This is a genomic window from Brevundimonas sp. LF-1 (assembly GCF_037055305.1).
Classification (GTDB): Bacteria; Pseudomonadota; Alphaproteobacteria; order Caulobacterales; family Caulobacteraceae; genus Brevundimonas; species Brevundimonas sanguinis.
Window position 1 is genome coordinate 940,240 of record NZ_CP146349.1, and the last position, 22,513, is coordinate 962,752.

Consider the following 22,513-nt stretch of genomic DNA (forward strand, 5'->3'; position numbering starts at 1 on the left):
CACAGGTCCCCGGCGCGCGCGGCGAAAGCCTGCTGCGGCGCTTGCGCATATAGTCCCGCGCGCGTGGGCCGTCCATGTATCCACACCCCGGACGTGGACATTGAGAGAGATTCGCAAGTGCTGACCCGGCTCGACATCGAGGCCCTGAGCCTGTCGCGGGGCGAGCGGCGGCTGTTCCATGGCCTGAGTTTCAGCCTGTCGGCGGGCGAGGCGGCGGCCCTGACGGGGGCCAATGGGGCGGGCAAGACCAGCCTGCTGCGCGCGGTGGCGGGCTTCATCCGCCCGGATGCGGGGGCGATCGTTTTTCATGACGCCGAGGGCGAGATGGAGGCCGAGGGCGCGCGGCGTTCGGCGCTGCATCTGCTGGGCCATCACGAGGGTTTGAAGCCTCAGCGCACGGCGCGGCAGGAGCTGGGGTTTCAGGTTGAATGGCTGGGCGGGTCGGCCGAGGCGATGGACGCGGCCGTCGCGCGGCTGAAACTGGCGCCCTTGCTGGATCTGGAGACGCGCAAGCTGTCGGCGGGGCAGAGGCGGCGGCTGTCGCTGGCGCGTCTGGTCGCCGCCCCGCGCGCCCTGTGGCTGCTGGACGAGCCGCTGGCGCCGCTGGACGAGGCCTGGCGCAGCGTGGCCGCCGAACTGATGGCCGAGCATCTGGCGGGCGGGGGCATGATCCTGGCCGCCGTGCATGATCCGCTGCCGGTCGCGGGGCGGTCGCTGGATTTAGGGGGCGTGCGGTGAAAGCCGCCCGCGCCCTGTTCGCGCGCGAGCTGTCGCTGGCCTGGGGCGGCGGCGGGGGCCATTGCTGGCCTGCGGTTTTCTGTTGTGTCTGACGGCCATTTTGCCGCTGGCGGCGGGGGCGATCCGCGTGTTCTGGCGCCCGCCGCTTCGGGAGCCAGCTGGATGGCGCTGGCGCTGGCGTCGCTGCTGTCGCTGGAGCGGATGTTCGAGCGGGACCTGGAAGACGGGGCGCTGGACCTGCTGGCGACCGGCCCCCTGCCGCTGGAGGCGACGGTGGGGATCAAGGCGCTGGCGCAGTGGCTGGCCACGGGTCTGCCGCTGGCGGTCGCGGCGCCGGTGGCGGCCCTGGCGCTGGGCCAGCCGCCGGAACTGATCGGTCTGACCGGCGCCTCGGCGGCGCTGGGCGGGCTGGGCTTCGCCTTTACGGGCGCGCTCGGCGCGGCGCTGGCGCTGGGCGCAAGGCGCGGCGGCCTGCTGATCGCCGTGGTGGTGCTGCCGCTGTTCATCCCGCCGGTGGTGTTCGGGGCGGGCGCCCTGACCCGCGCCGCCAGCGGTCAGAGCCCGGCCTCGGCGCTGGCCCTGTTGGGCGCCTACGTGCTGTTCGCCCTGGTGATCGCGCCGATCGCGGGCGCGGCGGCGGTGAGGAACGCGCAGGGCTAGCGCCCCTTCAGCGTCACATACAGCGCCCCGTCGCCGCCGTGGCGGCGGTGAGCGGGGGCGAAGCCGGACACGACGCCGCGCAGATAAGGCCCGGTCAGCCATTCATGCACCGAGGCGCGGATGATCCCGCCGCCGCGGCGGCCCTGGCCGGTGATCACCAGGACCGAGCGCAAGCCGCGCATCTGGCAGCTGATGAGGAAGCCGCGCAGCTGGTCTTCGGCTTCGAAGCGGCCGAAGCCGTGCAGGTCGATGCGCGCCTCGATCGGATCGCGTTCGCGGGTCAGGCGGCGCTTGCGGCCGGGCTCAAGCTCTTCGGGCGTTGGCTGGGCGCGGGGGCGGGCCGGGGCGGCGCGGCGTTGGAGGCGCGGGGCACCGAGGCCGGGGTCGTCGAGCGCCCGGCCGAGGCGGGGGTGAGGGCGGCGGTGCGCTTCTTGCCGGCGGCGCCGCGCGCGACGGGCGGCGCCGCCGCCTCAAGCTCGGCTTCAGGCGGGACGACGGCCCCGGGCGTGACGCGGGCGGCCTTGCGCCGCATGGGCGGGGTGACGGTGCTGGCGACCCGCGCCCACAGGCGTTTGTCGTCGGCGTCAGGGGCGGCGTCAGGGGCGGCGTCGGTGCTGGCGGCCGGCGGGCCGCGGCGGGCCACGCTCAGTCCTCGTCGTCGACGGCGTCCGGCGGACCGGGCTCATGGGCCAGCAGGTCGCCGGGCTGGCAGTCCAGCTCGCGACACAGGGCGTCCAGGGTGGTGAAGCGCACGGCCCGCGCCTTGCCCGTCTTGAGGATGGACAGGTTGGCGACGGTCACGCCGACGCGGTCGGCGAGCTCCGTCAGCGACATGCGGCGCTGGGCGAGGATGCGGTCAAGTTGGACGCGGATGGCCATGTGGTGAGCTTTAGCGTGTCCCGGTCAGATCGTCAGTTCGGATTCGCGACGAAGGCGCGCGCCCTCGCGGAACACCTCGGCCAGGACGAAGACGACCAGGACCGAGAAGACGGGGGTGAGCAGGTCGCTGATCCCCTGCGGCTCCATCACGCCGGGCGCCAGACGCGCGGCGACCAGACCCTGAACGATCCAGACGCCGCCGGTGACGACGGCCAGGATCAGGCCGATCTGGCGCAGGCGGCGGACGTTGTGCGGCTGGAACGGATCGCCAAGGGTCAGGGTGCGGAAAATCTTGCGCAGATAACGCAGGATCAGCAGGAAGCCGCTGAAATAGGCGGTCAGGGCGCCCAGGCCGAACAGCAGCAGCGGGCGCGACAACGGCATCTCGCGGCCGTCCGCTCCGTCCGACACCGTGACGTTCAGATTGTCGAGCGGAATGAAGATGGAGGCGACCCAAAGCAGCAGCAGCAGGCCGGTGACGAGGATCATCACCACATAGGCGACGTCCAGGGCGATCTTCAGCACGCTGGCGATCGAGCCGGGGCCGAGGGTGCGCAGATTGGGCGTGAGCAGATTGGGGTTGCGCCGACGGCGCGGCTTCGACTTCCCGGCGGGGTTCAGATTCGGGAAGCGCATGGGCGGCGTCTCAGGCCGGGGGAAGAGGCGCGGTCGCCGCGGCGGGTCCGGCCGACCCGCGCGCGGCGTTATTCTTCGCGGCGTTCATGGCGATCGTCAAAGTCCCCTCCAACCCGACAGGATCAGAAGCTCTGAACGATCAGGGCGATCGCTGCGGCCGGCAGGGCGGCCAGCAGGAAGGCGTTGCCCAGGCTGTGGGCCAGACGGTCCATCATGTTGGTCTTTCGCATGGCTTGCATATCGGTCTCTCCATCAAAGCACATTTTTTGTGCATTTATGCTGCGCCGCTGGATCGTTGTTGCGATTTGTTTCTCGCATTTGAACGGTGCGGCCTCCGTTCTTGATAATGAAGATAGGTCATGCCCGGATGAAAGCCAACTTACATATCGTTTAACGATGTTACCATTTCGCAATGGATTCGACGGGAGTAAGGTCGCGCCATGAATCTCAAGCTCATCAAGGGGATGCGGCTCGTCGCCGCCACCCACAATCCCGGCAAGGCGCGCGAGATCGAAGCGCTGCTGGACGGACATTACCGGATCGTCACGGCCGGAGAGCTGAATCTGCCCGAGCCGGACGAGACCGAGAGCACCTTCGCCGGCAACGCCATGCTGAAGGCGCGCCATGCGGCCCAGGCCTCGGGCGAGGTCGCCCTGGCCGATGATTCCGGCCTGTCCGTCGCGGCTCTGGACGGGGCGCCCGGCATCTATTCGGCGCGCTGGGCCGGGCCGGACAAGGACTTCGCCCTGGCCATGCGCAAGGTCGAGCAGCGGCTGGAGGAGACCGGTTCGCGCGACCGCTCGGCCTGGTTCACCTCGGCCCTGGCGGTGGCCTGGCCGGACGGGCCCTGCGTGGTGGTCGAGGGCCGGGTCGACGGCCAGCTGGTCTTCCCGCCGCGGGGCGACGGCGGCCACGGCTACGACCCCGTCTTCCAGCCGGAAGGCTCGGACAAGACCTTCGCCGAGATGGACGCCGCCGAGAAGGACGCCGTCAGCCATCGCGGCCGGGCCTTCGACAAACTCAAGGCGGCGCTGATTGATTGACCGTGGTCCTTCTCCCCTTGGGGAGAAGGCGGCGTGCGCAGCACGACGGATGAGGGGGCCGTCGGCTCCTGACATTACGAAAGCCTGTCATGCTCAACCCGCCCCTCATCCGAGCGGCTCTGCCGCCCACCTTCTCCCCGAGGGGAGAAGGGTTCCATCGCCCTCTACGTCCACTGGCCTTACTGCGCCCGCATCTGCCCCTATTGCGACTTCAACGTCGTGCGCGACCGGGGGCGGACCGAGGAGCAGGCGGGGCTGGCGCAGGCCATTCTTGACGACCTAGAGGCGCAGGCGGCGCGGGTCGGTCCGCGCGCCTTGGCCTCGATCTTCTTCGGCGGAGGCACGCCGTCGCTGATGCCGCCGGACGCCGTGGCGGCGGTGGTCGAGCGCGCCCGCGCCCTGTTTCCGCCGACGGGCGCCATAGAGGTCAGCCTTGAGGCCAATCCGACCGACGCCGAGGCCGGGCGCTACGCCGCCCTGGCGCAGGCGGGGATCAACCGGCTGTCGATGGGGGTGCAGTCGTTCGACGATGCGGCGCTGAAGTTCCTCGGCCGCGACCATTCCGCCGACGAGGCGCGTCGGGCCATCGCTCTGGCGGGACGGGCCTTCTCGCGCCTGTCGATCGACCTGATCTACGCCCGGCCGGGACAGAGCGTCGCCGACTGGCAGGCCGAACTGTCCACCGCGCTCGATCTGGGGTTCGAGCACGTCTCGCCTTACCAACTGACCATCGAGGGGACGACGGCGTTCGGGCGGGCCGTGGCGCGCGGGGCCTGGTCGCCGCCCCACGAGGATCTGGCCGCCGAACTGTACGAGGCCACGCAAGGGACGCTCGAAGCGGCCGGGTTCGAGGCCTATGAGGTGTCCAACCACGCCCGCGACGTCGCCGCTCGCTCCAGCCACAATCTGCACGTCTGGCGCGGCGGGGATTACCTCGGCCTCGGCCCCGGCGCCCACGGCCGGATAACGCTGGCGGAGGGCCGGATCGCCACCGTCGCGCACCGCCGCATCGGCGACTATGTGCAGGGCGTCGCCGCCGGCTCGCCCTGGGCCGAGCGCGAGGTTCTGGAGCCCCGCGACGCCGACGAGGAGCGGGTGCTGCTGGGCCTGCGCACCATTGAAGGCGTGCCCCTGTCCCTGCTGCAGCGGCTGGGCCTGTCAGCGGATGACGGGAAGTTGGGCGACCTGCTGGCCGACGGCTTCGTCGCTCTGAAGGACGGGCGCATCGCCGCCACGGCCACGGGACGGCCGCTGCTGGACGCCGTGCTGAAGGCGTTGCTGACCTAGACCGCGCCGCGCTGGACTGGCAGGGTCCGGCCGATGTCCGACGCCCCGCTTTTCCCGCCGACCGCCCCGCCCGCGCGCCCCGTTTCGCCGGGCCTTTATCTGGTGGCGACGCCGATCGGCAACCTGCGCGACATGACGCTGAGGGCGCTGGACGTGCTCGCGGCGGCCGATCTGGTGCTGGCCGAGGACACCCGGGTCACGGCCAAGCTGCTGACCGCCTATGGGCTGAAGGCCAAGCTGGAGCGCTGCGACGACCACGCCTCGGCCCGCGCCGCCGAGATCGCCGTCGAGCGGTTGAGGGCGGGCGAGGTGGTGGTCCTGGTGTCGGACGCGGGCACGCCTCTGGTGTCCGACCCCGGCTATGTGGTGGCGCGCGCGGCGGTGGCCGAGGGCCTGCCGGTCCATCCCGTGCCGGGCCCGTCCAGCCTGCTGGCGGCGCTGTGCATCGCCGGCCTGCCTGCCGACCGGATCCTGTTCGCGGGGTTCCTGCCGCCCAAGTCGGGCGCGCGCCGCACGGCGCTGGAGGAGTTGCGCACGGGCCGTCAGACGCTGGTCTTCTTTGAAAGCGGTCCGCGTCTGAGGGACAGCCTGACCGATATGGCGCAGGTGCTGGGGCCGCGCCCCGCTGCGGTGGCTCGCGAACTGACCAAGCTTTATGAGGAATGCGTGCGGGGCACGCTGGCTGAGCTGGCCGCCGATCCGCGTCTGGACGCGCCCAAGGGCGAGATCGTGGTGGTGGTCGGCCCCGGCGAGGCCGAGGTCGCCAGCGCCGCCGACGCCGACGCGGCCCTGTCCGAAGCCCTCACCCGCCTGCCGCCCGGCGAGGCGGCGGCCGAGGTGTCCAAGGCCCTGAACCTGCCGCGCAAGCCGCTGTACAAGCGGGCGCTGGAGCTGAAGGCGCGGTGAGCCCGGCCCCGCCCTCTCGCCTGTCGCGCCCGCAGCCGCCGCCCAAGCGGCCCAAGGCGGGCTGGCGCAGGGCGGTCGGCGGACGGGCGCATCGTCAGGGCCATGACGCCGAGTGGATCGCCGCCCTGTGGCTGATGCTCAAGGGCTATCAGGTGCTGGCCTTTCGCCTGAAGGGACGGGGCGGCGAGATCGACATCCTGGCCCGGCGCGGGCGGGTTCTGGCCGCCGTCGAGGTCAAACGCCGCGCCACGCTGGAGGCGGCGGCGCTGGCCCTGGGGCCGGACCAGCACCAGCGTCTGATCCGTGCGGCCGAGGCGGCGGCTCGGGGACGGCCGGCCCTTGCGGGGCTGGACCTGAGAATCGACATGGTGACGCTGGCCCCCGGACGCTTTCCGCGTCATCTTCGCGGCGTGATCTCCAGGGGAGCGGATCGGCCTTGACGCGCGAGGAAGCAGAGGCGGTGCTGGCGCAGGCGGGCGAGGGGCCGGACGAGGCCTTTCCCCTGCTGGATTGCGCCATCGCCTGCGCCATCCACGACTATCCGTTCCGCGACGCCGACGGCGTGCGCATCCTGGCCGACCACGCCGCCCAGCGGCTGAAGGAGCGGGCGGCTCAGGAGAGCCCCGATGAGGCCCTGACCGAGGCGCTTGCCGGCGACCTGCGGCTGAACGGCGACCTGCTGAACTACGACCATCCGGCCAATACGGACGTGATCGACGTGGCCGAGCGGCGCCGCGGCCTGTCGGCGGTGCTGGTCATCTTCTATCTGGACGCGGCGCGACGAGCCGGACTGAGCGCGGCGCCGGTGGACTTTCCCGGCCACGTCCTGCTGCGGGTCGAAACGCCCGAGGGGCCGGTGGCGCTGGACCCGTTCAGCCAGGGACGTCTGGTGCTGCCGTCAGAGCTGACGCGCCGCGCCCTTCTGGCGGGGCTGACGCCGCACGTGGCCGACCGGCTGGACTTGCTGATGGCGCCGGTCAGCGAGCGTCAGGCCCTGATCCGCCTGCAGAACATCCTGTTCAACCGCGCGCTTCAGGCCCGAGATTACGAAGGCGCCGAGCGCTCGGCCCTGCGCCGCGCCCTGCTGGACCCGGAGGATCACCGCCCCTGGCTGGACGTCGCCGCCGCCCGAGAGAAGCAGGGCGCCCTGACCGGCGCCATGCACGCCCTGGCCCGCGCCCGCACCCTGGGCGAGGCTCTCGTCGCCTGCGACGTCCGGCTGGACCGGATGCGGTTGCAGTTGAACTGAAGCGCGGCCTTGCAGCCGAGCTGTCGCGGCCTCAAGTAACGCTCAGCGGCGTCCTTGTTCGGGCGCTCATTTAGCGAGCGCCCGCGGCGCGAGCGATAGCGCCCCACCAAGAAGGACACCCCATGCTCAAGGTCGCCATCCAGATGGACCCGCTCGAGGCGGTCAACGTCGAGTCGGACACCACCTTCCTGATGGCCCTGACCGGGCAGGCGCGCGGCCACAAGCTGTGGGTCTACGATTTCCGCACCCTGGCTTTGGAGGACGGCCGCCTGTTCTGCCGCGCCCGCCCGGTGACGGTGCAGCGCAAGCAGGGCGACCACGCCGACTTCGGCCCCGAACAACGGCTGGATCTGGAAACGGACGTGGACGTCATCCTGATGCGGCAGGACCCGCCGTTCGACATGGCCTATGTCACCGCCACCTATCTGCTGGAGCGGGTGCATCCCAAGACCCTGGTGGTCAATGATCCGGCCGAGGTGCGCTCGGCGCCGAGAAGCTGATCGCCACCCTGTTTCCCGGCCTGCAGCCGCCGACCCTGGTGTCGTCCGACCCCGAAGCCCTGGTCGACTTCCACCGCCGTCATGGCGATGTGGTGCTGAAGCCCCTGCATGGCGCGGCCGGCTCGGGCGTGGTGCGGCTGAAGGCGGATGATCCGAACCTGGAGGCCCTGATCGAGATCCACGCGGCCGGGTCGCGCGATCCTTTGGTGATCCAGAAATTCATCCCCGCCGTCGCGGCGGGCGACAAGCGCATCATCCTGATCGACGGCGAGCCGGTCGGCGCCATCAACCGTATTCCGGCGAAGGATCAGGTGCGCTCCAACCTGCGCGTCGGCGGCACGGCGGCGCCGGTCGAGCTGACCCCGCGCGACCTGGAGATCTGCGCCGCCATCGGCCCCTATCTGAAGGAACGCGGCCTGATCTTCGTCGGCATCGACGTGATCGGCGACTATCTGACCGAGATCAATGTGACCTCGCCCACCGGCGCACAGCAACTGCTGAACTTCGCCGGGATCGACGCCACCGAGCGGATGTGGGCGGTCATCGAGCAGCGGAAGGCGGCGGCCGCCTGACGGCTGAAAGCCGCCCGCGCGCCTGATCGAACGGCGCTCTTGCAGTTTGCTTGAGTTCGTGATTTGTTCTCTTTACTGAGGAGAGAACACGATGGCGGCTCGAGTGGTGACGGTGGCGTTCGACGGCGTCGATGCGCGCCGGGTCGACGTCGAGGTGCAGCAGGTCGGCTCGCCCGCCGGGGCCTTCGCCATCGTCGGCCTGCCGGACAAGGCGGTGGCCGAAAGCCGCGAACGGGTGCGCGGCGCCTTCGCCGGCATCGGCCTGGCTCTGCCCGCCAAGAAGGTGATCGCCAATCTGGCCCCCGCCGACCTGCCCAAGGAGGGCAGCCATTTCGATCTGCCCATCGCCCTGGCCGTGCTGGCTTCGATGGGCGTGATCGGGCCAGACGCGTTGGACGGCTGGGCGGCGGTCGGAGAACTGGGGCTGGACGGCCAGATCGCAGGCGTCGGCGGGACCCTGCCTGCGGCCATGGCGGTCAACGGCATGGGGCTGGGCCTGATCTGCCCGGAGGCGAACGGGCCGGAGGCGGCCTGGGCGGGGGATGTGCGGCTGCTGGCGCCGCGTTCCCTGATCGGCCTGATCAATCATTTTCGCGGGACCCAGGTGCTGCGCCCGCCCCAGCCGGGGCCGGTGGTGGAGGGGCGCGCCGTGCCCGACCTGCGCGAGGTCAAGGGACAGGAGGGCGCCAAACGGGCGCTGGAGATCGCCGCCGCCGGGGGCCACAATCTGCTGTTCGTCGGTCCGCCGGGTTCGGGCAAGTCGATGATGGCGGCGCGCCTGCCGGGCCTGTTGCCGCCGCTGACGCCGATCGAACGGCTGGAGACCTCAATGGTCTGGTCGGTGGCGGGGCTGATCGAGCGCGGCGCCCTGACGCGCGAACGACCGTTCCGCGCGCCGCATCATTCGGCCTCGATGGCCGCCCTGACGGGAGGCGGGCACAAGGCCAAGCCGGGCGAGGCGTCGCTGGCGCACAACGGCGTGCTGTTCCTTGACGAACTGCCGGAATATTCGGCCCAGGCGCTCGACAGCCTGCGTCAACCGCTGGAGACCGGCGAGATCGTGGTGGCGCGGGCCAACGCCCATGTGCGCTATCCCGCGCGCTTCCAGCTGGTGGCGGCGATGAACCCTTGCCGCTGCGGCGTGGGCGGACCGGGAAGGGGCGCCTGCGGCAAGGCTCCGCGCTGTCAAAGGGACTATCAGAACCGTATTTCCGGCCCGATGTTCGACCGCATCGACCTGACGGTCGAGACGCCGCCGGTCACTACCGCCGACATGATCCTGCCGCCTCCGGCCGAGGGCACGGCCGAAGCCGCCGCCCGGGTCTTCGCCGCCATGCAGATGCAGGAGGCCCGTCAGGCCGAGGCCGGGTTGACGGGGATGCAGGCCCTCAACGCCCGGGCGTCGGGCGAGGCGCTGGAACGGTTCGCCGCCCCGGACCAGGCTGGTCGCGCTCTGCTGATGAAGGCGGGGGAGGCGGGGGCTGACGGCGCGCGGCTGGACCCGCACCCTGCGCCTGGCCCGCACCATCGCCGATCTGGACGGCGCGGACGGGGTGCTGCGCCGCCATGTGGCCGAGGCCCTGATGTACCGACGCAGCACCGTCGGCGCCCATGAGGATTTCGACCGTCAGGTCAGCCGACGCGGCCTGTTTCCCGTAAAGGAAGGCGCAGACGGGCCGAGGCCGTTCGTGTTGAATTAACCCCGGCAGGCCTAGCGTGGCCTTATGGGACAAACCCGCCGCAAACCGTCGCAGAACGCGAATCATCCCGCCATGTCCGGCTTGGGAGCGGGGCCGTCCGACGCGCCTGCGGACGGCGCCTCGCCCGAACAGCAGTTCTTGCGGCTGATGAGCCATGAGATGCGCACGCCTCTGAACGGGGTGATCGGCATGCTCGGCCTGTTGTCGCGCACCCGGCTGGACGGGGCGCAGCGCGCCTATGCCGAGGCGGCGCAGAAGTCGGCCGAACATCTGTTGGGCCTGGTCAACGACCTGTTGGATTACGCCCGGCTGGAGGCCGAGGCGCTGGAGTTCGATCCGGCGCCGGTCGACCTGGAAGGCCTGGTGCGGGGCGTGGCCGAACTGCTCAGTCCGCGCGCCCACGACAAGGGGCTGGAGATCGTCTGGTCGGTGGCCGCCGACGCGCCCGACATCGTCGCCGACGAGGGCCGTCTGCGGCAGATCCTGTTCAACCTGGCTGGAAACGCCGTCAAGTTCACCGACCGGGGCGGCGTGCGTCTGGCGGTCGAAGCGGTGGGCGAACCGCGGGACGGCGCGCCCGTGCGGCTGGCCTTCATCGTCGACGACACCGGACCGGGCGTGCCGCAAGAGGCGCGCAGCCGCATCTTCGAAGAGTTCGGCCACGCCGACGCCTCCGACGCCGCGCGTTTCGACGGCGCGGGTCTGGGCCTGGCGGTGGTGCGGCGGCTGGCCCGCGCCATGGACGGAGCCGTCGTGGTCGAGGACCGCCCCGAAGGCGCCGGCCCGATTCCGTTTCGAAGCCGCCTTCCCGGTCGCGCCCGGCGCCACGCCGCGCGCGCGGCCGCTGGCCAAGCTGGCGGTGGCGATCCGCACGCCCGATCCCTTCGTGCGACGCGCGGCGGCCGACCAGATCGAGGCCTCCGGCGGCAGGGTGGCGCGTCAGGCGCAGGTGACTCTGGTGGATCATGCCGGCGCCGACGTAGGGGCGCTGGCGGCCAAGCCGGTTCAGGGCCAGTCCATCATCCTGCTTCGCCCGAACGAACGGGATCTGATCAGCCGCTACCGAGCAGCCGGCTTCTGCGGCTATCTGATCAAGCCCTTGCGCCGGGCCTCGCTGTCCGAGCAGGTGCTGGGGGCGCTGGCGCCGCGCCGGGGCGTTGCGGCGCCGCCGGTTCGATCCGGCGACGACGACCGGGTCGCCCATGTCGCCTTCAAGGGTGTGCGGGTCCTGCTGGTCGAGGACAATCCGGTCGGCGCCCTTCTGGCCAGGACCCTGTTGCGTCGCGAGGGCTGCGTCGTTCAGACAGCCGCCGACGGGCATGAGGCGCTGGAGGCGATGAAGGCGGCGCGCTTCGATCTGGTCTTCATGGACATGCGGATGCCGCGTCTGGACGGGCCCGGCGCGACGCGCGCCCTGCGCGCGCGAGGCGACCAGACGCCGATCATCGCCCTGACCGCCAACGCCTTCGCCGAGGACCGCGCCGCCTGTCTGGCGGCGGGCATGGACGACCACCTGTCCAAGCCGCTGGAGGCGGACGCTCTGCGAAGCGCGCTGGCCCGCTGGACGAACGGGGCCAACCGCGCCAAGGTCGCGGCTTCCTGATCTGCCAGTAGTTCGTCGTCCGTATCGCCCGGCGGCGCCGCCGGAGCCACGTATGATTGATACCAAGACGCCCAACGCGCCTGCCGGACGTTTCGGGGGCTGGCCGTCTATGGCGAGCGGCGGCCGATGGCCATGCTGCTGCTGGGGTTCGCGGCGGGCCTGCCGAACCTGCTGATCTACGACACCCTGTCGGCCTGGCTGCGCGACGCGGGCGTGACGCTGGAGATGATCGGCTTCTTCGCCCTGGCCACCCTGACCTATGCGTTGAAGTTCGTCTGGGCGCCGCTGCTTGACCGCACCAATATTCCCGGCCTGACGCGCTGGCTGGGGCATCGGCGCTCGTGGATGCTGGCGACCCAGGTGGTGATCATCGCCGGCCTGTGGCTGATCTCGGGCTCCAATCCGCAGACGTCCTTGGGCGCCGTGGCCGCCTTCGCCGTGATGGTCGGCTTCTTCGGCGCGACCCAGGACATCGCCATCGACGCCTGGCGTATCGAGGCGGTGGACGACAGCCGTCAGGGCGCGATGGCGGCGGCCTACCAGCTCGGCTATCGCGTCGCTCAGATCGTCGCCGGCTTCGTGCCTCTGGCGTTGGCGCAGTTCTACAACTGGAACCTGTCCTACGCGATCATGGCCGCCCTGATGGGCGTCGGCGTGATGGGCGTCCTGCTGGCGCCGCGCGAGAAGCAGCACGTCGTGCGCGCCATTCCCGTGTCCGACATTCCGTCCCGTCCCGTGGCCGAGAAGATCGAATGGGTGGTGCGCCTCGGCCTGATCTTCGTCGCGGCGGTGCTGATCGGCACAGGACTGACCGACAAGATCGACGCCTTCGCCTGGGCCTTCGGCGCGGTCCTGCCCGAAGCGGTTCTGGCCGTCCTGAGCGCGGGGCTGGCTGAAAGCGGGGGCGGCGGGGTGTTGATCCAGTTCGCCTGGATCGTGCTGGGTTTCGGCCTGCTGTTTTTCGCCTGCGCGCCCGTGCCAGGCTGGCGCACCCGTCCCGGCGCCTATCTGGCCGGTTCGTTCGGTGCGCCGTTGAAGGATTTCTTTGTCCGCTTCGGCAAGCTGGCCGGGCCGATCCTGGCGCTGATCTGCCTCTATCGCCTGGCGGATTTCGTGCTGAACATCATGAACCCCTTCTACATCGACCTGGGGTTCAGCCTGATCGAGATCGGCGAGGTGCGAAAGCTGTTCGGCGTCGTCGCCATGTCGCTGGGCGTCTTCATCGGCGGCTGGTCCGTCGCCCGCTTCGGCTTGATCCGGACCATGGTGGTCGGGGCCTTCATGAGCCCGGTGTCGAACCTGGTCTTCGCCTGGCTGGCGACCCAGGGGCATGATCTGACCGCCCTGTTCGTCTCCATCGGCGTGGATAACCTCGCCACCGGCTACGCCGGGACGGCGCTGATCGCCTATATGTCCAGCCTGACGTCGATCGGCTTCACCGCGACCCAATACGCCCTGTTCAGCTCGCTGTACGCCCTGCCGGGCAAGCTGATCGCGTCCCAGTCCGGCAAGATCGTCGAGGCCTCGGCGCGGGCGGCCGACGCCGGGGGACCGTTGGGGGCGCTGAAGGGCCTGTTTCACGCCCTGCCGCCGGAATCTCTGGTCGCAGGCGCGGCCAAGAGCGGGGTGTCGCCGGCCGGATTGGGGGCGGGCTACGTTACCTTCTTCCTGTATTCGACGGTCATCGGCGTGTTCGCCATTTTGCTGGCCTTCTACGTCGCGCCGCGTCATGCGCGCCTGATCGCCGAGCAGAAGAAGGCGGCCGCCCCGGAAGAAGCGCCCGGCGCCTGAAACGCAAAGAGGCGGCCCGAAGGCCGCCTCTGAACGGTGTCGCGATGGCGAGGGGGTCAGTCCTCGATCTCCACCCCTTCGGCGTAGGCGGCGAAGGTGGCGGCGGTCATGATCTCGCCGACCGAGGCGCCCAGCGGCACGATCTGCACCGACTTCTCCAGACCCACCAGCAGCGGGCCGATCACCGTGGCGCCGCCCAGGGCCTGAACCAGGCGGGTCGAGATGGCGGCCGAGTGGATAGCCGGCATGACCAGGACGTTGGCGTCGCCGGTCAGGCGCATGAAGGGATAGTTGGCCCGCGCCTCGGAGTTCAGCGCCAGGGCCGGCGGCATTTCGCCTTCATATTCGAAATCGACATCCATGCCGTCCAGGATGCGGATCGCCTCGCGAACCTTCTCGCCGCGGTTGCCCGGGGGTCGCCGAAGGTCGAATAGCTGAGGAAGGCGACGCGCGGCTTGCGGCCGAGGGTCTTGACCGTGGCGGCGGCCTTGACCGCGATCTCGGCCAGTTCGGCGGCGTCGGGCAGTTCGTGGATCGAGGTGTCGGCCACGAACAGGGTGCGCCCCTTGGCCAGCAGGATCGACAGGCCGATCATCCGGTCCTTGACGTCCAGGACGCGGCGGACCTCTTTCAGGGCCATGTTGAAATTGCGGGTCACGCCGGTGACCATGCAGTCCGCTTCGCCGCGCGCGACCATGGCGGCGGCGAAATAGTTGCGGTCCTGATTGATCATGCGCTGGACGTCGCGGCGCAGATAGCCGCGGCGTTGCAGGCGGGCGTAGAGCCAGTCGACGTAATCGGTGTTCCGCTCGGAAATCCGGGCGTTCATGATCTCAATGCCCAGCTCATCGAAGCTCAGACCGGCCTCGGCGGCGTTCTGACGGATCAGTTCCTCGCGGCCCACCAGGATGGGCGTGCCCAGTTCGGCCTGTTTGAAGGCCCAGGCGGCGCGGATGACGGACTGCTCCTCGCCCTCGGCGAAGACGACGCGCTGCTTCGGACCCGAGCGCACGCTGGCCTGGATCTTCTGCATCAGGGCGGCCGACGGATCGACCCGCTGGCGCAGGCTGATGCGATAGGCGTCCATGTCCTCGATCGGCTTGCGCGCGACGCCGGTGTCCATCGCCGTCTGGGCGATGAAGGGCGGGATGTACCAGATCAGGCGCGGATCGAAGGGCGTCGGGATGATGTATTCCGGACCGAACTTCAGCTTGCGGCCGCGATAGGCGGCGGCGACCTCGTCCGGCACGTCTTCGCGCGCCAGCGCCGCCAGGGCGTGGGCGCAGGCGATCTTCATCTCGTGGTTGATCTGCCGCGCGCGCACGTCCAGCGCGCCCCGGAACAGATAGGGGAAGGCCAGGACGTTGTTGATCTGGTTGACGTAGTCTGACCGGCCCGTCGCCATGATGGCGTCCGAACGCACGGACTTGACGTCTTCGGGCGTGATTTCGGGGTCGGGGTTGGCCATGGCGAAGATGATCGGATTGGGCGCCATGGAGGCGACCATCTCCTTGGTGATCGCGCCCTTGGCCGACAGGCCCAGCACCACGTCGGCGCCGACCATGGCCTCGGCCAGGGTGCGGTGCGGCGTGTCAGTGGCGTGCGCCGCCTGCCATTGGGAGACGTTGTCCCGGCCCTTGTAGATCACGCCCTGACGATCGCAGATGACGGTGTTCTCAGCCTTGACCCCGGCGGCCTTCATCAGGGCGATGGAGGACAGGCCCGCTGCGCCGGCGCCGGACAGGACGACTTTCACGTCTTCCAGCTTCTTGCCGACGATGTGGCAGGCGTTGATCAGGCCGGCGGTCGAGATGATGGCGGTGCCGTGCTGGTCGTCGTGGAAGACGGGGATGTCCAGCAGGTCCTGCAGCTGGGCTTCGATCTCAAAGCATTCGGGGGACTTGATGTCCTCCAGGTTGATGCCGCCCCAGGTGTCGCCGATGTTCTTGACCACGGTGACGAACTCGTCCGGGTCGGTGGTCTTCACCTCGACGTCGAAGCTGTCGACGTCGGCGAAGCGCTTGAACAGGACCGACTTGCCTTCCATCACCGGCTTGGAGGCCATGTGGCCCAGGTTGCCCAGGCCCAGGATGGCGGTGCCGTTCGAGATGACCGCGACCAGATTGCCCTTGGCGGTATAGTCGTAGGCCTTGTCCGCATCGGCGGCGATGGCCAGGACCGGCACGGCCACGCCCGGCGAATAGGCCAGCGACAGGTCGCGCTGGGTCGCCATCGGCTTGGTCGGGGCCATGGAGATCTTGCCCGGGATCGGATCGCTGTGGAACTCCAGAGCGTCGTCGTCTGAGAAGGTCTGTTTGTCGGTCAATTCGGGCATTTTAATCTCGGCAAGGGCAGGCGCGTCTCGTTCCTAGAGGGTGGGGCCGTCGCCGACAACCGCTGACGCTGGGTCAAGACGCAATGGTCAGGCTTCGGGCAGGAACCCGGCGCCTTCGACCTGGACCGGACCGGTCATGAAGACGTGGTTCGTAGCCTGGTCCCATTCGATGGTCAGCTGGCCGCCATCGACCGTCACCACGGCCTTTCGCCCGGTCAGGCCGCGCCGCGCGGCGGCCACCAGGGCGGCGCAGGCGCCGGTGCCGCAGGCCAGGGTCAGGCCCGCCCCGCGCTCCCAGACCCGCAACCGAATGTGATCGGGCGACAGCACATGGGCGAAGCCGACATTGACCCCTTCAGGGAACAGCGGGTGGCGCTCGACCAGCGAGCCCGAGCCGCGCACGAAGGCGTCGTCCTGGCGATCGGTGAAGAAGACGACGTGGGGATTGCCCATCGAAACGGCGCCGGGGGTGTGCAGTACGGGCGCGTCGATCGGTCCGACCTGAAGCTCGATGCCGCGCGTGTCCATCTCTTCGGACAGGGGCACCTGATCCCACTCCAGACGCGGCGCGCCCATATCCACCGTGACTTGATGCTGGGCCGCGGTCGTCGGCCCTTCGGGACCTCCCGACCCGACGCGGCTTTGTGTCTGGGCCGCGGTCGTCGACCCTGCGGGATCTCCCGACCCGACGCGGCCTGATGGGAGAGAAGCGCGGCGCGCGGTGGTCGGCCCGCTCAGGGTGTCGATCACCACCTCTTCCTTGTCGGTCGCCTCCAGCATCAGCCAGCCGACGCAGCGCAGGGCGTTGCCGCAGGTCTGGACCATCGAGCCGTCGGCGTTCCATACCCGCATGAAGGCGTCGGCCGTCTCGGACGGTTCGACGCCGATCAGCTGGTCGAAGCCGCCCAGACCCGCCGCCGGGGCGGCCAGGGCGCGCACCTGGTCCGCCGTCGGGTGGAAGGGTTGCTCGAAGGCCTGGACGACGATGAAGGCGTTTCCGGCGCCGTTCATGCGGATGTAGGGGCGGGCGGGTTCACTCATGTTGCTCTTCATATAGGATTTTGCGCCGGTTCATGTATCGCTGGCGACGATGACTTCCGATCAGAGCCAAACCGCCAGACCCGACGGCCTGAGACTGAGGGCGCGCCTGCGTTACCTCTATCACGGCGCCCAGCCGGCGGCGGTGAAGTTCCGCCTGATGGTCATTCTGGTCGATCTGATCATCATCGGCTTCTTTCTGGCGGCCCCGATCCTGAAGGAGGCGGGCTGGGTCTTCTATGTCGCCGACTATTTCATCGCCGCCATCCTGGGGCTGGACCTGGCGGCGCGGGCCTATGCCTATTCCGATGTCCGCGACTGGTTGAAGAAGCCGATCGTCTGGGTCGATCTGTTCGTCCTGGCGACCCTGCTGTTTCCGGCCTGGCTGGCCAACTTCGGCTTCCTGCGGCTGCTGCGGTTCTGGAGTCTGCTGAACAGCGACCTGTTCTGGCGCACCATCGGCCGCCGGTTCGACGACACCCGGGTGGAGGAGATCATCCGCGCCCTGGCCGCCCTGATCACTTTTGTCTTCGTGACGACCGGCTTCGTCTACGCCTATTTCCGGGGCAAGGCCGAGCATATCAACGGCTATCTGGACGCGCTTTACTTCACCGTCGCCACCCTGACGACGACAGGGTTCGGCGACATCACCCTGCCGGGCAACTGGGGCCGGGTCATCTCCATCGTCGTCATGCTGGTGGGCATCACCCTGTTCATCCGCCTGGCCCAGACCCTGATCCGGCCGCACAAGGTGAAGTTTCCCTGTCCGACCTGCGGCCTGCAGAAGCATGATCCGGACGCCGTCCACTGCAAGGCCTGCGGCCAGATCCTGTGCATCCCCGACGACGGCGACTGATTTGATCCGGCGGCCGAAGATTACGCGCCGGTAATATGACTGACGCTTGCCCCTCGTCGTCGGCGTCGCCAAGGTGCCCGGCGAAACATTCGTCCGTTGGGGGACACCCATGATCATCCGCACCCTGGCGTCTGTCGCCGTCCTTTCCCTTGCCGCCGGAGCCGCACCTGTCGCCATGGCCCAAGCTTCCGTTTCCACCAGTGTCGCCTCTACCGCGCCGGGCTTCGCGACCAGCGACGCGACCGACCCCTATCTGTGGCTGGAGGAGGTCGAGGGCGAGCGCGCCATGGACTGGGTCAAGGCGCACAACGAGACCTCGCTGGGCGTGCTGCAGGGCGATCCGCGCTATGAGGCGCTGCACCAGCAGGCGCTGGAGCTGGTGCAGTCGCGCGACCGCATCCCCTCGCCGGGCTTCACCCACGACGGCCATATCGACAACTTCTGGCAGGACGCCGGACACGTGCGCGGGATCTGGCGCCGCACGACGCTGGACAGCTATCGCACGGATGCGCCGCAGTGGGAGACGATCCTGGACTTCGACGCCCTGTCGGCGGCCGAGGGCGCCAACTGGGTCTATAAGGGCGCGACTTGTCTGCCGCCTGAAGAGCGCTACTGCCTGATCTCCCTGTCGAACGGCGGCAAGGATGCGGTCACCCTGCGCGAGTTCGACAGCGTGACGCGCACCTTCGTGGAAAACGGTTTCAGCCTGCCGGAATCCAAGGGCGGCGCCAGCTGGATCGACAAGGACACCCTGCTGATCTCGCGCGACTTCGGCGAGGGCTCGCTGACGGACTCCGGCTATCCGCGCACCGTGCGCCTGATGAAGCGCGGCCAGACGATCGATCAGGCTGTCGAGGTCTTCGCCGGCCAGAAGACCGACGTCTCGGTGTCCGGCTACACCCTGCGCGACGCCGACGGCGTGGTGCAGGCGGTGCTGCTGAACCGGGGGATCAACTTCTATGAGAGCGAGACCTGGCGCCTGAACGCCGACGGCTCGACGACGAAGCTGGAGCTGCCGCTCAAGTCCAACATCAACGCCCTGGTCGCCGGACAGCTGGTGGTGACGACGGATCAGGACTGGACCGCGCCGTCGGGTCAGGAATTCAAGACCGGCGACGTCATCGCCTGGGACCTGCAGGCATGGCTGGCCGATCCGAAGGCGACCGCCCGTCTGGTCATCCGCCCCGGCGAGCGCGAGGCGGTCGAGGGGATCAACGCCACCCGCAACAAGCTGGTCGTGGCGCTTTATGAAAACGTGCGCGGCTCGGTCTATGTCTACGATCCGGCCGACTGGAGCCGCACGCGCCTGGACCTGCCGCAGAACGTCTCGGTCGGGGTCGGCTCGGCCTCGGAGCAGGACGACAAGATCTTCGTCAGCGTCACCGGCTATCTGAACCCGTCCAGCCTCTATCTGGCCGATGCGGCGACCGGGGCCGTCGATCTGACCAAGGCCCTGCCGGACAAGTTCGACGCCAGCGGCATGCGCGTGGACCAGTTCGAGGCCCGCAGCAACGACGGGACGATGATCCCCTATTTCGTCGTCCACAAGGACGCGATGGCGCTGGACGGGTCGAACCCGACGCTGCTGTACGGCTACGGCGGCTTCCAGTCGTCGCTGCTGCCCGGCTATTCGCCGACGGTCGGCAAGCTGTGGCTGGAGCGGGGCGGCGTCTATGTCATCGCCAATACGCGCGGCGGCGGCGAGTTCGGCCCGAAGTGGCACCAGGCGGCCCAGCAGGAAAATCGCCAGCGCGCGCATGAGGACTTCCAGGCCGTGGCTCAGGACCTGATCACGCGCGGGATCACCAGCCAGCCGCACCTGGGCGTCATGGGCGGCTCGCAGGGCGGGCTGTTCATGGGCGCCATGCTGACCCAGCGCCCGGACCTGATCAATGCGGCCGTCATCCAGGTGCCCCTGTTCGACATGCTGCGCTTCCACAAGCTGTTGGCGGGCGCCAGCTGGATCGGCGAATACGGCGACCCGGACATCCCGGAGCAGCGCGCCTGGATCGAACAATACTCGCCCTATCAGAAGCTGGCGGCGGGTCAGCCCTATCCGGAAGTCTTTATCCACACCTCGACCAAGGACGACCGCGTCCACCCCGGCCACGCCCGCAAGGCGGCGGCGCGGATGGAGGCGCTGGGCTATCCGGTGCTCTTCTACGAGAACACCGACGGCGGCCACGCAGCCGGCGCCAACCTGCGCGAGACGGCCCGCCGCATCGCGCTGGAATACACCTATCTGACCCGGCGGCTGATGGATCGGCCCTCGCAGCGATAAGACCACACCGCTCATCCCCGCGGAGGCGGGGACCCAGGCTCGAGCCTCGCGCTCGACCTGGGCCGTGAGCGAAACTTTGGCGACGGCTTCTGAGGCCAAAGCACTGGGTCCCCGCCTCCGCGGGGATGAGCGGAGAAGATTGTGAAAAACCTGTTCCTGTCCGTCGCCTTGCCGACCCTGATGCTGGCCGCCGCGCCCGCTATGGCCGCGGGCGCCGTGTCCGATCCGACGGCCGCCTCGGCGACGACCCCGCCGCCGCACTTCCCGCGCGACCTGTCGCCCGAAGGGGTTAAGGCCGCCGACGACCATCTGGCGCTGGAAGAGGTGGACGGCGCCGAGGCCCGCGCCTTTGTCGCCGCCTCCAATGAAAGGGCCCTGGCCGCCCTGACCGGCGACCGCCGCTATGAGCCGTTCCGCCAGCAGGCCGAAGCCATCCTGACGGCCACCGACCGCATCCCCGGCGTCAGCTTCCTGGGCGAAGGCCTCGGCAACTTCTGGCAGGACGCGGCCAATCCCAAGGGCGTCTGGCGCCGCACGACGCTGGCGTCCTATCGCACCGCCCAGCCGCAGTGGGAGACCCTGCTGGACATCGACGCCCTGGCCAAGGCCGAGGGCAAGGACTGGGTGTTCAAGGGCGCCAACTGCCTGGCGCCGGACGAGACCCGTTGCCTGGTCAATCTGTCCAACGGCGGCATGGACGCCGTGACGGTGCGCGAGTTCGACCTGACGACCAAGACCTTCGTGGACGGCGGCTTCGTCATCCCCGAAGGCAAGCACCGCATTTCCTGGCTGGACCGCGACACCCTGCTGATCGCCACCGACTTCGGCCCCGGCAGCCTGACGGAGTCGGGCTATCCCTTCATCATCAAGTCGCTGAAGCGCGGTCATCCGCTGGAACACGCGACCGAGGTCTATCGCGGCCAGCAGTCCGACGGCGGCTATGGCGTCAGCCCCCGCGTCTTCCGCGACAAGGCGGGCGCGGTCGAGGCGGTGCTGTTCAGCCGTCCGCTGGACACCTTCCGCTCGGAAACCTGGATGCTGGGCTCGGACGGCGAGCCGCATCAGCTGGCCCTGCCTGAGCGCGTGGGCGTTCAGGGCGTGCTGGACGGCAAGCTGGTCTTCTCGCCCGAGCAGCCCTGGAGCTTCGACGGCCACGACTACGCCTCCGGTTCGCTTCTGGCGCTGCCGTTGGGCGCGCTGGGCCAGCCGCGTCAGGACGTGCGCATCGACGCCAAGGCTGCGACCATCTTCGCGCCCGGCCCGCGCCAGTCGCTGCAGAACGTCAGCGTGTTCGAGAACAGCCTCGTCGCCGTGATCGCCGACAACGTCGTCGGCGCGCTGAAGCGCTTCACCCCGACCGCCGAGGGCTGGACCGCGACCGAGATCGCCGTGCCGGCCAACAGCGCCGTGGGTCTGGGCGACAGCTCCAAGGCCAAGGGGCAGGTCTTCGTCTCGACGCAGGGTTTCCTGACGCCGCCGACGCTCAGCCTCGCCGATGTCTCCACCGGCGCCCTGACCGAGTTGAAGTCGGCCCCGGCCAAGTTCGACGCCTCGACCCATGTGGTCGAGCAGTTCGAGGCGACCTCGACCGACGGGACCAAGATTCCCTACTTCGTCACTCGACCCAAAGACCTGGCGATGGACGGAACCGGCCCGACCATCCTGTTCGGCTACGGCGGCTTCCAGGCCAGCTTCCCGCCCGCCTACAAGCCCGAGATGGGCAAGCTGTGGCTGGAGAACGGCGGCGTCTTCGTTCAGGCCAACATCCGCGGCGGCGGCGAGTTCGGACCCGGCTGGCACCAGGCGGCCTTTCGCGAGAACCGCCAGCGCGCCTTCGACGACTTCGCCGCCGTGGCGCGGGATCTGGAGCAGCGCCGCATCACCAGCCCGCGCCACCTGGGCATCTACGGCCGCTCCAACGGCGGGGTTCTGACCAGCGTGTCGATCACCCAGCATCCGGAGCTGTTCAATGCGGCCGTCATCGAAAGCCCTCTGATCGACATGCTGCGCTATCAGGAACTGCCGGCGGGCGCGTCGTGGATGGGCGAGTACGGGGATCCGCGCATTCCGGGCGACGCCGAATTCATCGCCCGCTATTCGGCCTATCAGCAGCTGCGGCCCGAGGTGAAATACCCGCGCGTCTACATCACGACCAATACGCGCGACGACCGGGTCCACCCCGGCCACGCCCGCAAGTTCGCGGCGCGTCTGGGGGACCAGGGCCACGATCATCTCTATTTCGAGGACACGGCGGGCGGTCACTCCAACGACGCGGATCCGGTCGCCAACGCCCGCCGCTGGGCGCGCCACTATGTCTATCTGGCCCAACAGCTGATGGATTAATCTGTCCGCCGACACGTCATCCCGGCCGCAGCAGAGCGGAGAGCCGGGACCGCCGAAGACGCGACGTCGGCGTTCCGGGATGACGTTTTCTCTTTT

18 protein-coding genes and 4 pseudogenes are annotated in these 22,513 nt (G+C 69.4%); 15 read left to right on the forward strand and 7 right to left on the reverse strand.

Translation table 11 applies throughout. The features are described 5' to 3' along the window. Positions 1-117 precede the first annotated feature (117 nt). Positions 118-738: a heme ABC exporter ATP-binding protein CcmA gene (ccmA, locus tag V8F63_RS05005; RefSeq protein ID WP_392354678.1), complete on the forward strand. Its 621-nt coding sequence runs from the start codon at positions 118-120 to the stop codon at positions 736-738. Between the two features lie 84 nt (positions 739-822). After that, entirely contained in the window at positions 823-1,398 is a 576-nt protein-coding gene (locus tag V8F63_RS05010; protein WP_392354679.1) for a heme exporter protein CcmB, read from the forward strand. Here V8F63_RS05010 and V8F63_RS05015 read toward each other — a convergent pair. The 4 genes from V8F63_RS05015 to V8F63_RS05030 are packed head-to-tail and all read right to left on the reverse strand — an operon-like array spanning position 1,395 to position 2,913. Further along, entirely contained in the window at positions 1,395-1,682 is a 288-nt protein-coding gene (locus V8F63_RS05015; RefSeq protein ID WP_392355036.1) for a Smr/MutS family protein, read from the reverse strand. The two genes, V8F63_RS05010 and V8F63_RS05015, sit on opposite strands and share 4 nt — an antisense overlap. Continuing rightward, complete coding sequence (locus V8F63_RS05020) at positions 1,679-2,041, reverse strand: hypothetical protein (protein WP_392354680.1); 363 nt, start codon at positions 2,039-2,041, stop codon at positions 1,679-1,681. Before V8F63_RS05020 ends, V8F63_RS05015 begins: the two co-directional genes overlap by 4 nt. Positions 2,042-2,043: 2 nt before the next feature. Next, complete coding sequence (locus V8F63_RS05025; protein WP_024354407.1) at positions 2,044-2,277, reverse strand: helix-turn-helix transcriptional regulator; 234 nt, start codon at positions 2,275-2,277, stop codon at positions 2,044-2,046. Positions 2,278-2,301: 24 nt separating this feature from the next. Next, positions 2,302-2,913, reverse strand: coding sequence for a DUF2975 domain-containing protein (locus V8F63_RS05030; protein WP_392354681.1), 612 nt, complete (start codon positions 2,911-2,913; stop codon positions 2,302-2,304). Between the two features lie 440 nt (positions 2,914-3,353). On the opposite strand from V8F63_RS05030, the gene rdgB reads away from it, so the two are divergent. The 7 genes and pseudogenes from rdgB (at position 3,354) to V8F63_RS05065 (ending at position 10,170) form a co-directional block, all read left to right on the forward strand. Further along, on the forward strand, positions 3,354-3,956 hold the full coding sequence (gene rdgB, locus V8F63_RS05035) for an RdgB/HAM1 family non-canonical purine NTP pyrophosphatase (RefSeq protein WP_392354682.1): 603 nt from the start codon (positions 3,354-3,356) through the stop codon (positions 3,954-3,956). A 219-nt stretch (positions 3,957-4,175) separates the two neighbouring features. Beyond that, on the forward strand, positions 4,176-5,243 hold the full coding sequence (gene hemW, locus V8F63_RS05040) for a radical SAM family heme chaperone HemW (RefSeq protein WP_392354683.1): 1,068 nt from the start codon (positions 4,176-4,178) through the stop codon (positions 5,241-5,243). 33 nt (positions 5,244-5,276) lie between these two features. Further along, a complete protein-coding gene (rsmI, locus tag V8F63_RS05045; protein ID WP_392354684.1) occupies positions 5,277-6,149 on the forward strand; it encodes a 16S rRNA (cytidine(1402)-2'-O)-methyltransferase in 873 nt (290 codons plus the stop codon). Further along, positions 6,146-6,589 (forward strand): YraN family protein, encoded by a 444-nt coding sequence (locus V8F63_RS05050; RefSeq protein WP_392354685.1) that lies wholly within the window; start codon positions 6,146-6,148, stop codon positions 6,587-6,589. Before rsmI ends, V8F63_RS05050 begins: the two co-directional genes overlap by 4 nt. Further along, positions 6,586-7,398, forward strand: a complete 813-nt coding sequence (locus tag V8F63_RS05055) for a transglutaminase family protein (protein WP_392354686.1) — start codon at positions 6,586-6,588, stop codon at positions 7,396-7,398. The genes V8F63_RS05050 and V8F63_RS05055 overlap by 4 nt, the downstream gene beginning before the upstream one ends. 122 nt (positions 7,399-7,520) lie before the next feature. Then, positions 7,521-8,470, forward strand: a pseudogene (gene gshB, locus V8F63_RS05060) (glutathione synthase). 91 nt (positions 8,471-8,561) lie between these two features. Further along, positions 8,562-10,170, forward strand: a pseudogene (locus tag V8F63_RS05065) (YifB family Mg chelatase-like AAA ATPase). Between the two features lie 62 nt (positions 10,171-10,232). On the opposite strand, the gene V8F63_RS05070 reads toward V8F63_RS05065, so the two are convergent. Beyond that, positions 10,233-10,361 carry a hypothetical protein gene (locus V8F63_RS05070; protein ID WP_392354687.1) on the reverse strand — a complete coding sequence of 43 codons (129 nt, stop codon included), beginning with the start codon at positions 10,359-10,361 and terminating at the stop codon, positions 10,233-10,235. Between V8F63_RS05070 and V8F63_RS05075 the strand changes: the two are divergent. The 3 genes and pseudogenes from V8F63_RS05075 to V8F63_RS05085 form a co-directional block, all read left to right on the forward strand. Then, positions 10,360-10,887, forward strand: a pseudogene (locus V8F63_RS05075) (ATP-binding protein); the annotation flags it as partial. The gene V8F63_RS05070 and the pseudogene V8F63_RS05075 sit on opposite strands and share 2 nt — an antisense overlap. A gap of 142 nt (positions 10,888-11,029) precedes the next feature. Next, positions 11,030-11,773 carry a response regulator gene (locus tag V8F63_RS05080; RefSeq protein WP_392354688.1) on the forward strand — a complete coding sequence of 248 codons (744 nt, stop codon included), beginning with the start codon at positions 11,030-11,032 and terminating at the stop codon, positions 11,771-11,773. Positions 11,774-11,899: 126 nt separating this feature from the next. Further along, the gene (locus V8F63_RS05085; RefSeq protein ID WP_392354689.1) at positions 11,900-13,564 is read left to right on the forward strand and encodes an MFS transporter; all 1,665 of its coding nucleotides are present in this window, start codon (positions 11,900-11,902) and stop codon (positions 13,562-13,564) included. A gap of 56 nt (positions 13,565-13,620) precedes the next feature. Here the strand turns inward: V8F63_RS05085 and V8F63_RS05090 are convergent. Together V8F63_RS05090 and dapF are read right to left on the reverse strand one after the other, a co-directional pair. Next, positions 13,621-15,899, reverse strand: a pseudogene (locus V8F63_RS05090) (NADP-dependent malic enzyme). Positions 15,900-15,986: 87 nt separating this feature from the next. After that, positions 15,987-16,952 (reverse strand): diaminopimelate epimerase, encoded by a 966-nt coding sequence (dapF, locus tag V8F63_RS05095; RefSeq protein WP_392354690.1) that lies wholly within the window; start codon positions 16,950-16,952, stop codon positions 15,987-15,989. Positions 16,953-16,989: 37 nt separating this feature from the next. Here dapF and V8F63_RS05100 point away from each other — a divergent pair, with 37 nt between their 5' ends. The 3 genes from V8F63_RS05100 to V8F63_RS05110 all read left to right on the forward strand — a co-directional run bounded on the left by V8F63_RS05100 (position 16,990) and on the right by V8F63_RS05110 (position 22,417). Beyond that, the gene (locus V8F63_RS05100; RefSeq protein WP_392354691.1) at positions 16,990-17,793 is read left to right on the forward strand and encodes an ion channel; all 804 of its coding nucleotides are present in this window, start codon (positions 16,990-16,992) and stop codon (positions 17,791-17,793) included. 109 nt (positions 17,794-17,902) lie between these two features. Further along, positions 17,903-20,074, forward strand: coding sequence for a prolyl oligopeptidase family serine peptidase (locus V8F63_RS05105; RefSeq protein WP_392354692.1), 2,172 nt, complete (start codon positions 17,903-17,905; stop codon positions 20,072-20,074). 141 nt (positions 20,075-20,215) lie between these two features. Continuing rightward, on the forward strand, positions 20,216-22,417 hold the full coding sequence (locus V8F63_RS05110; RefSeq protein ID WP_392354693.1) for a prolyl oligopeptidase family serine peptidase: 2,202 nt from the start codon (positions 20,216-20,218) through the stop codon (positions 22,415-22,417). Positions 22,418-22,513 lie beyond the last annotated feature (96 nt).

Bases quoted from the DNA above. Each gene is read 5' to 3' on its own strand.
- V8F63_RS05070 (WP_392354687.1), bottom strand. From the start codon at position 10,361: ATGCCGATCACCCCGTTCAGAGGCGTGCGCATCTCATGGCTCATCAGC.
- V8F63_RS05030 (WP_392354681.1), bottom strand. From the start codon at position 2,913: ATGCGCTTCCCGAATCTGAACCCCGCCGGGAAGTCGAAGCCGCGCCGT.
- rdgB (WP_392354682.1), top strand. From the start codon at position 3,354: ATGAATCTCAAGCTCATCAAGGGGATGCGGCTCGTCGCCGCCACCCAC.
- V8F63_RS05085 (WP_392354689.1), top strand. From the start codon at position 11,900: ATGGCCATGCTGCTGCTGGGGTTCGCGGCGGGCCTGCCGAACCTGCTG.
- rsmI (WP_392354684.1), top strand. From the start codon at position 5,277: ATGTCCGACGCCCCGCTTTTCCCGCCGACCGCCCCGCCCGCGCGCCCC.
- V8F63_RS05105 (WP_392354692.1), top strand. From the start codon at position 17,903: ATGATCATCCGCACCCTGGCGTCTGTCGCCGTCCTTTCCCTTGCCGCC.
- V8F63_RS05100 (WP_392354691.1), top strand. From the start codon at position 16,990: ATGACTTCCGATCAGAGCCAAACCGCCAGACCCGACGGCCTGAGACTG.
- V8F63_RS05025 (WP_024354407.1), bottom strand. From the start codon at position 2,277: ATGGCCATCCGCGTCCAACTTGACCGCATCCTCGCCCAGCGCCGCATG.
- dapF (WP_392354690.1), bottom strand. From the start codon at position 16,952: ATGAAGAGCAACATGAGTGAACCCGCCCGCCCCTACATCCGCATGAAC.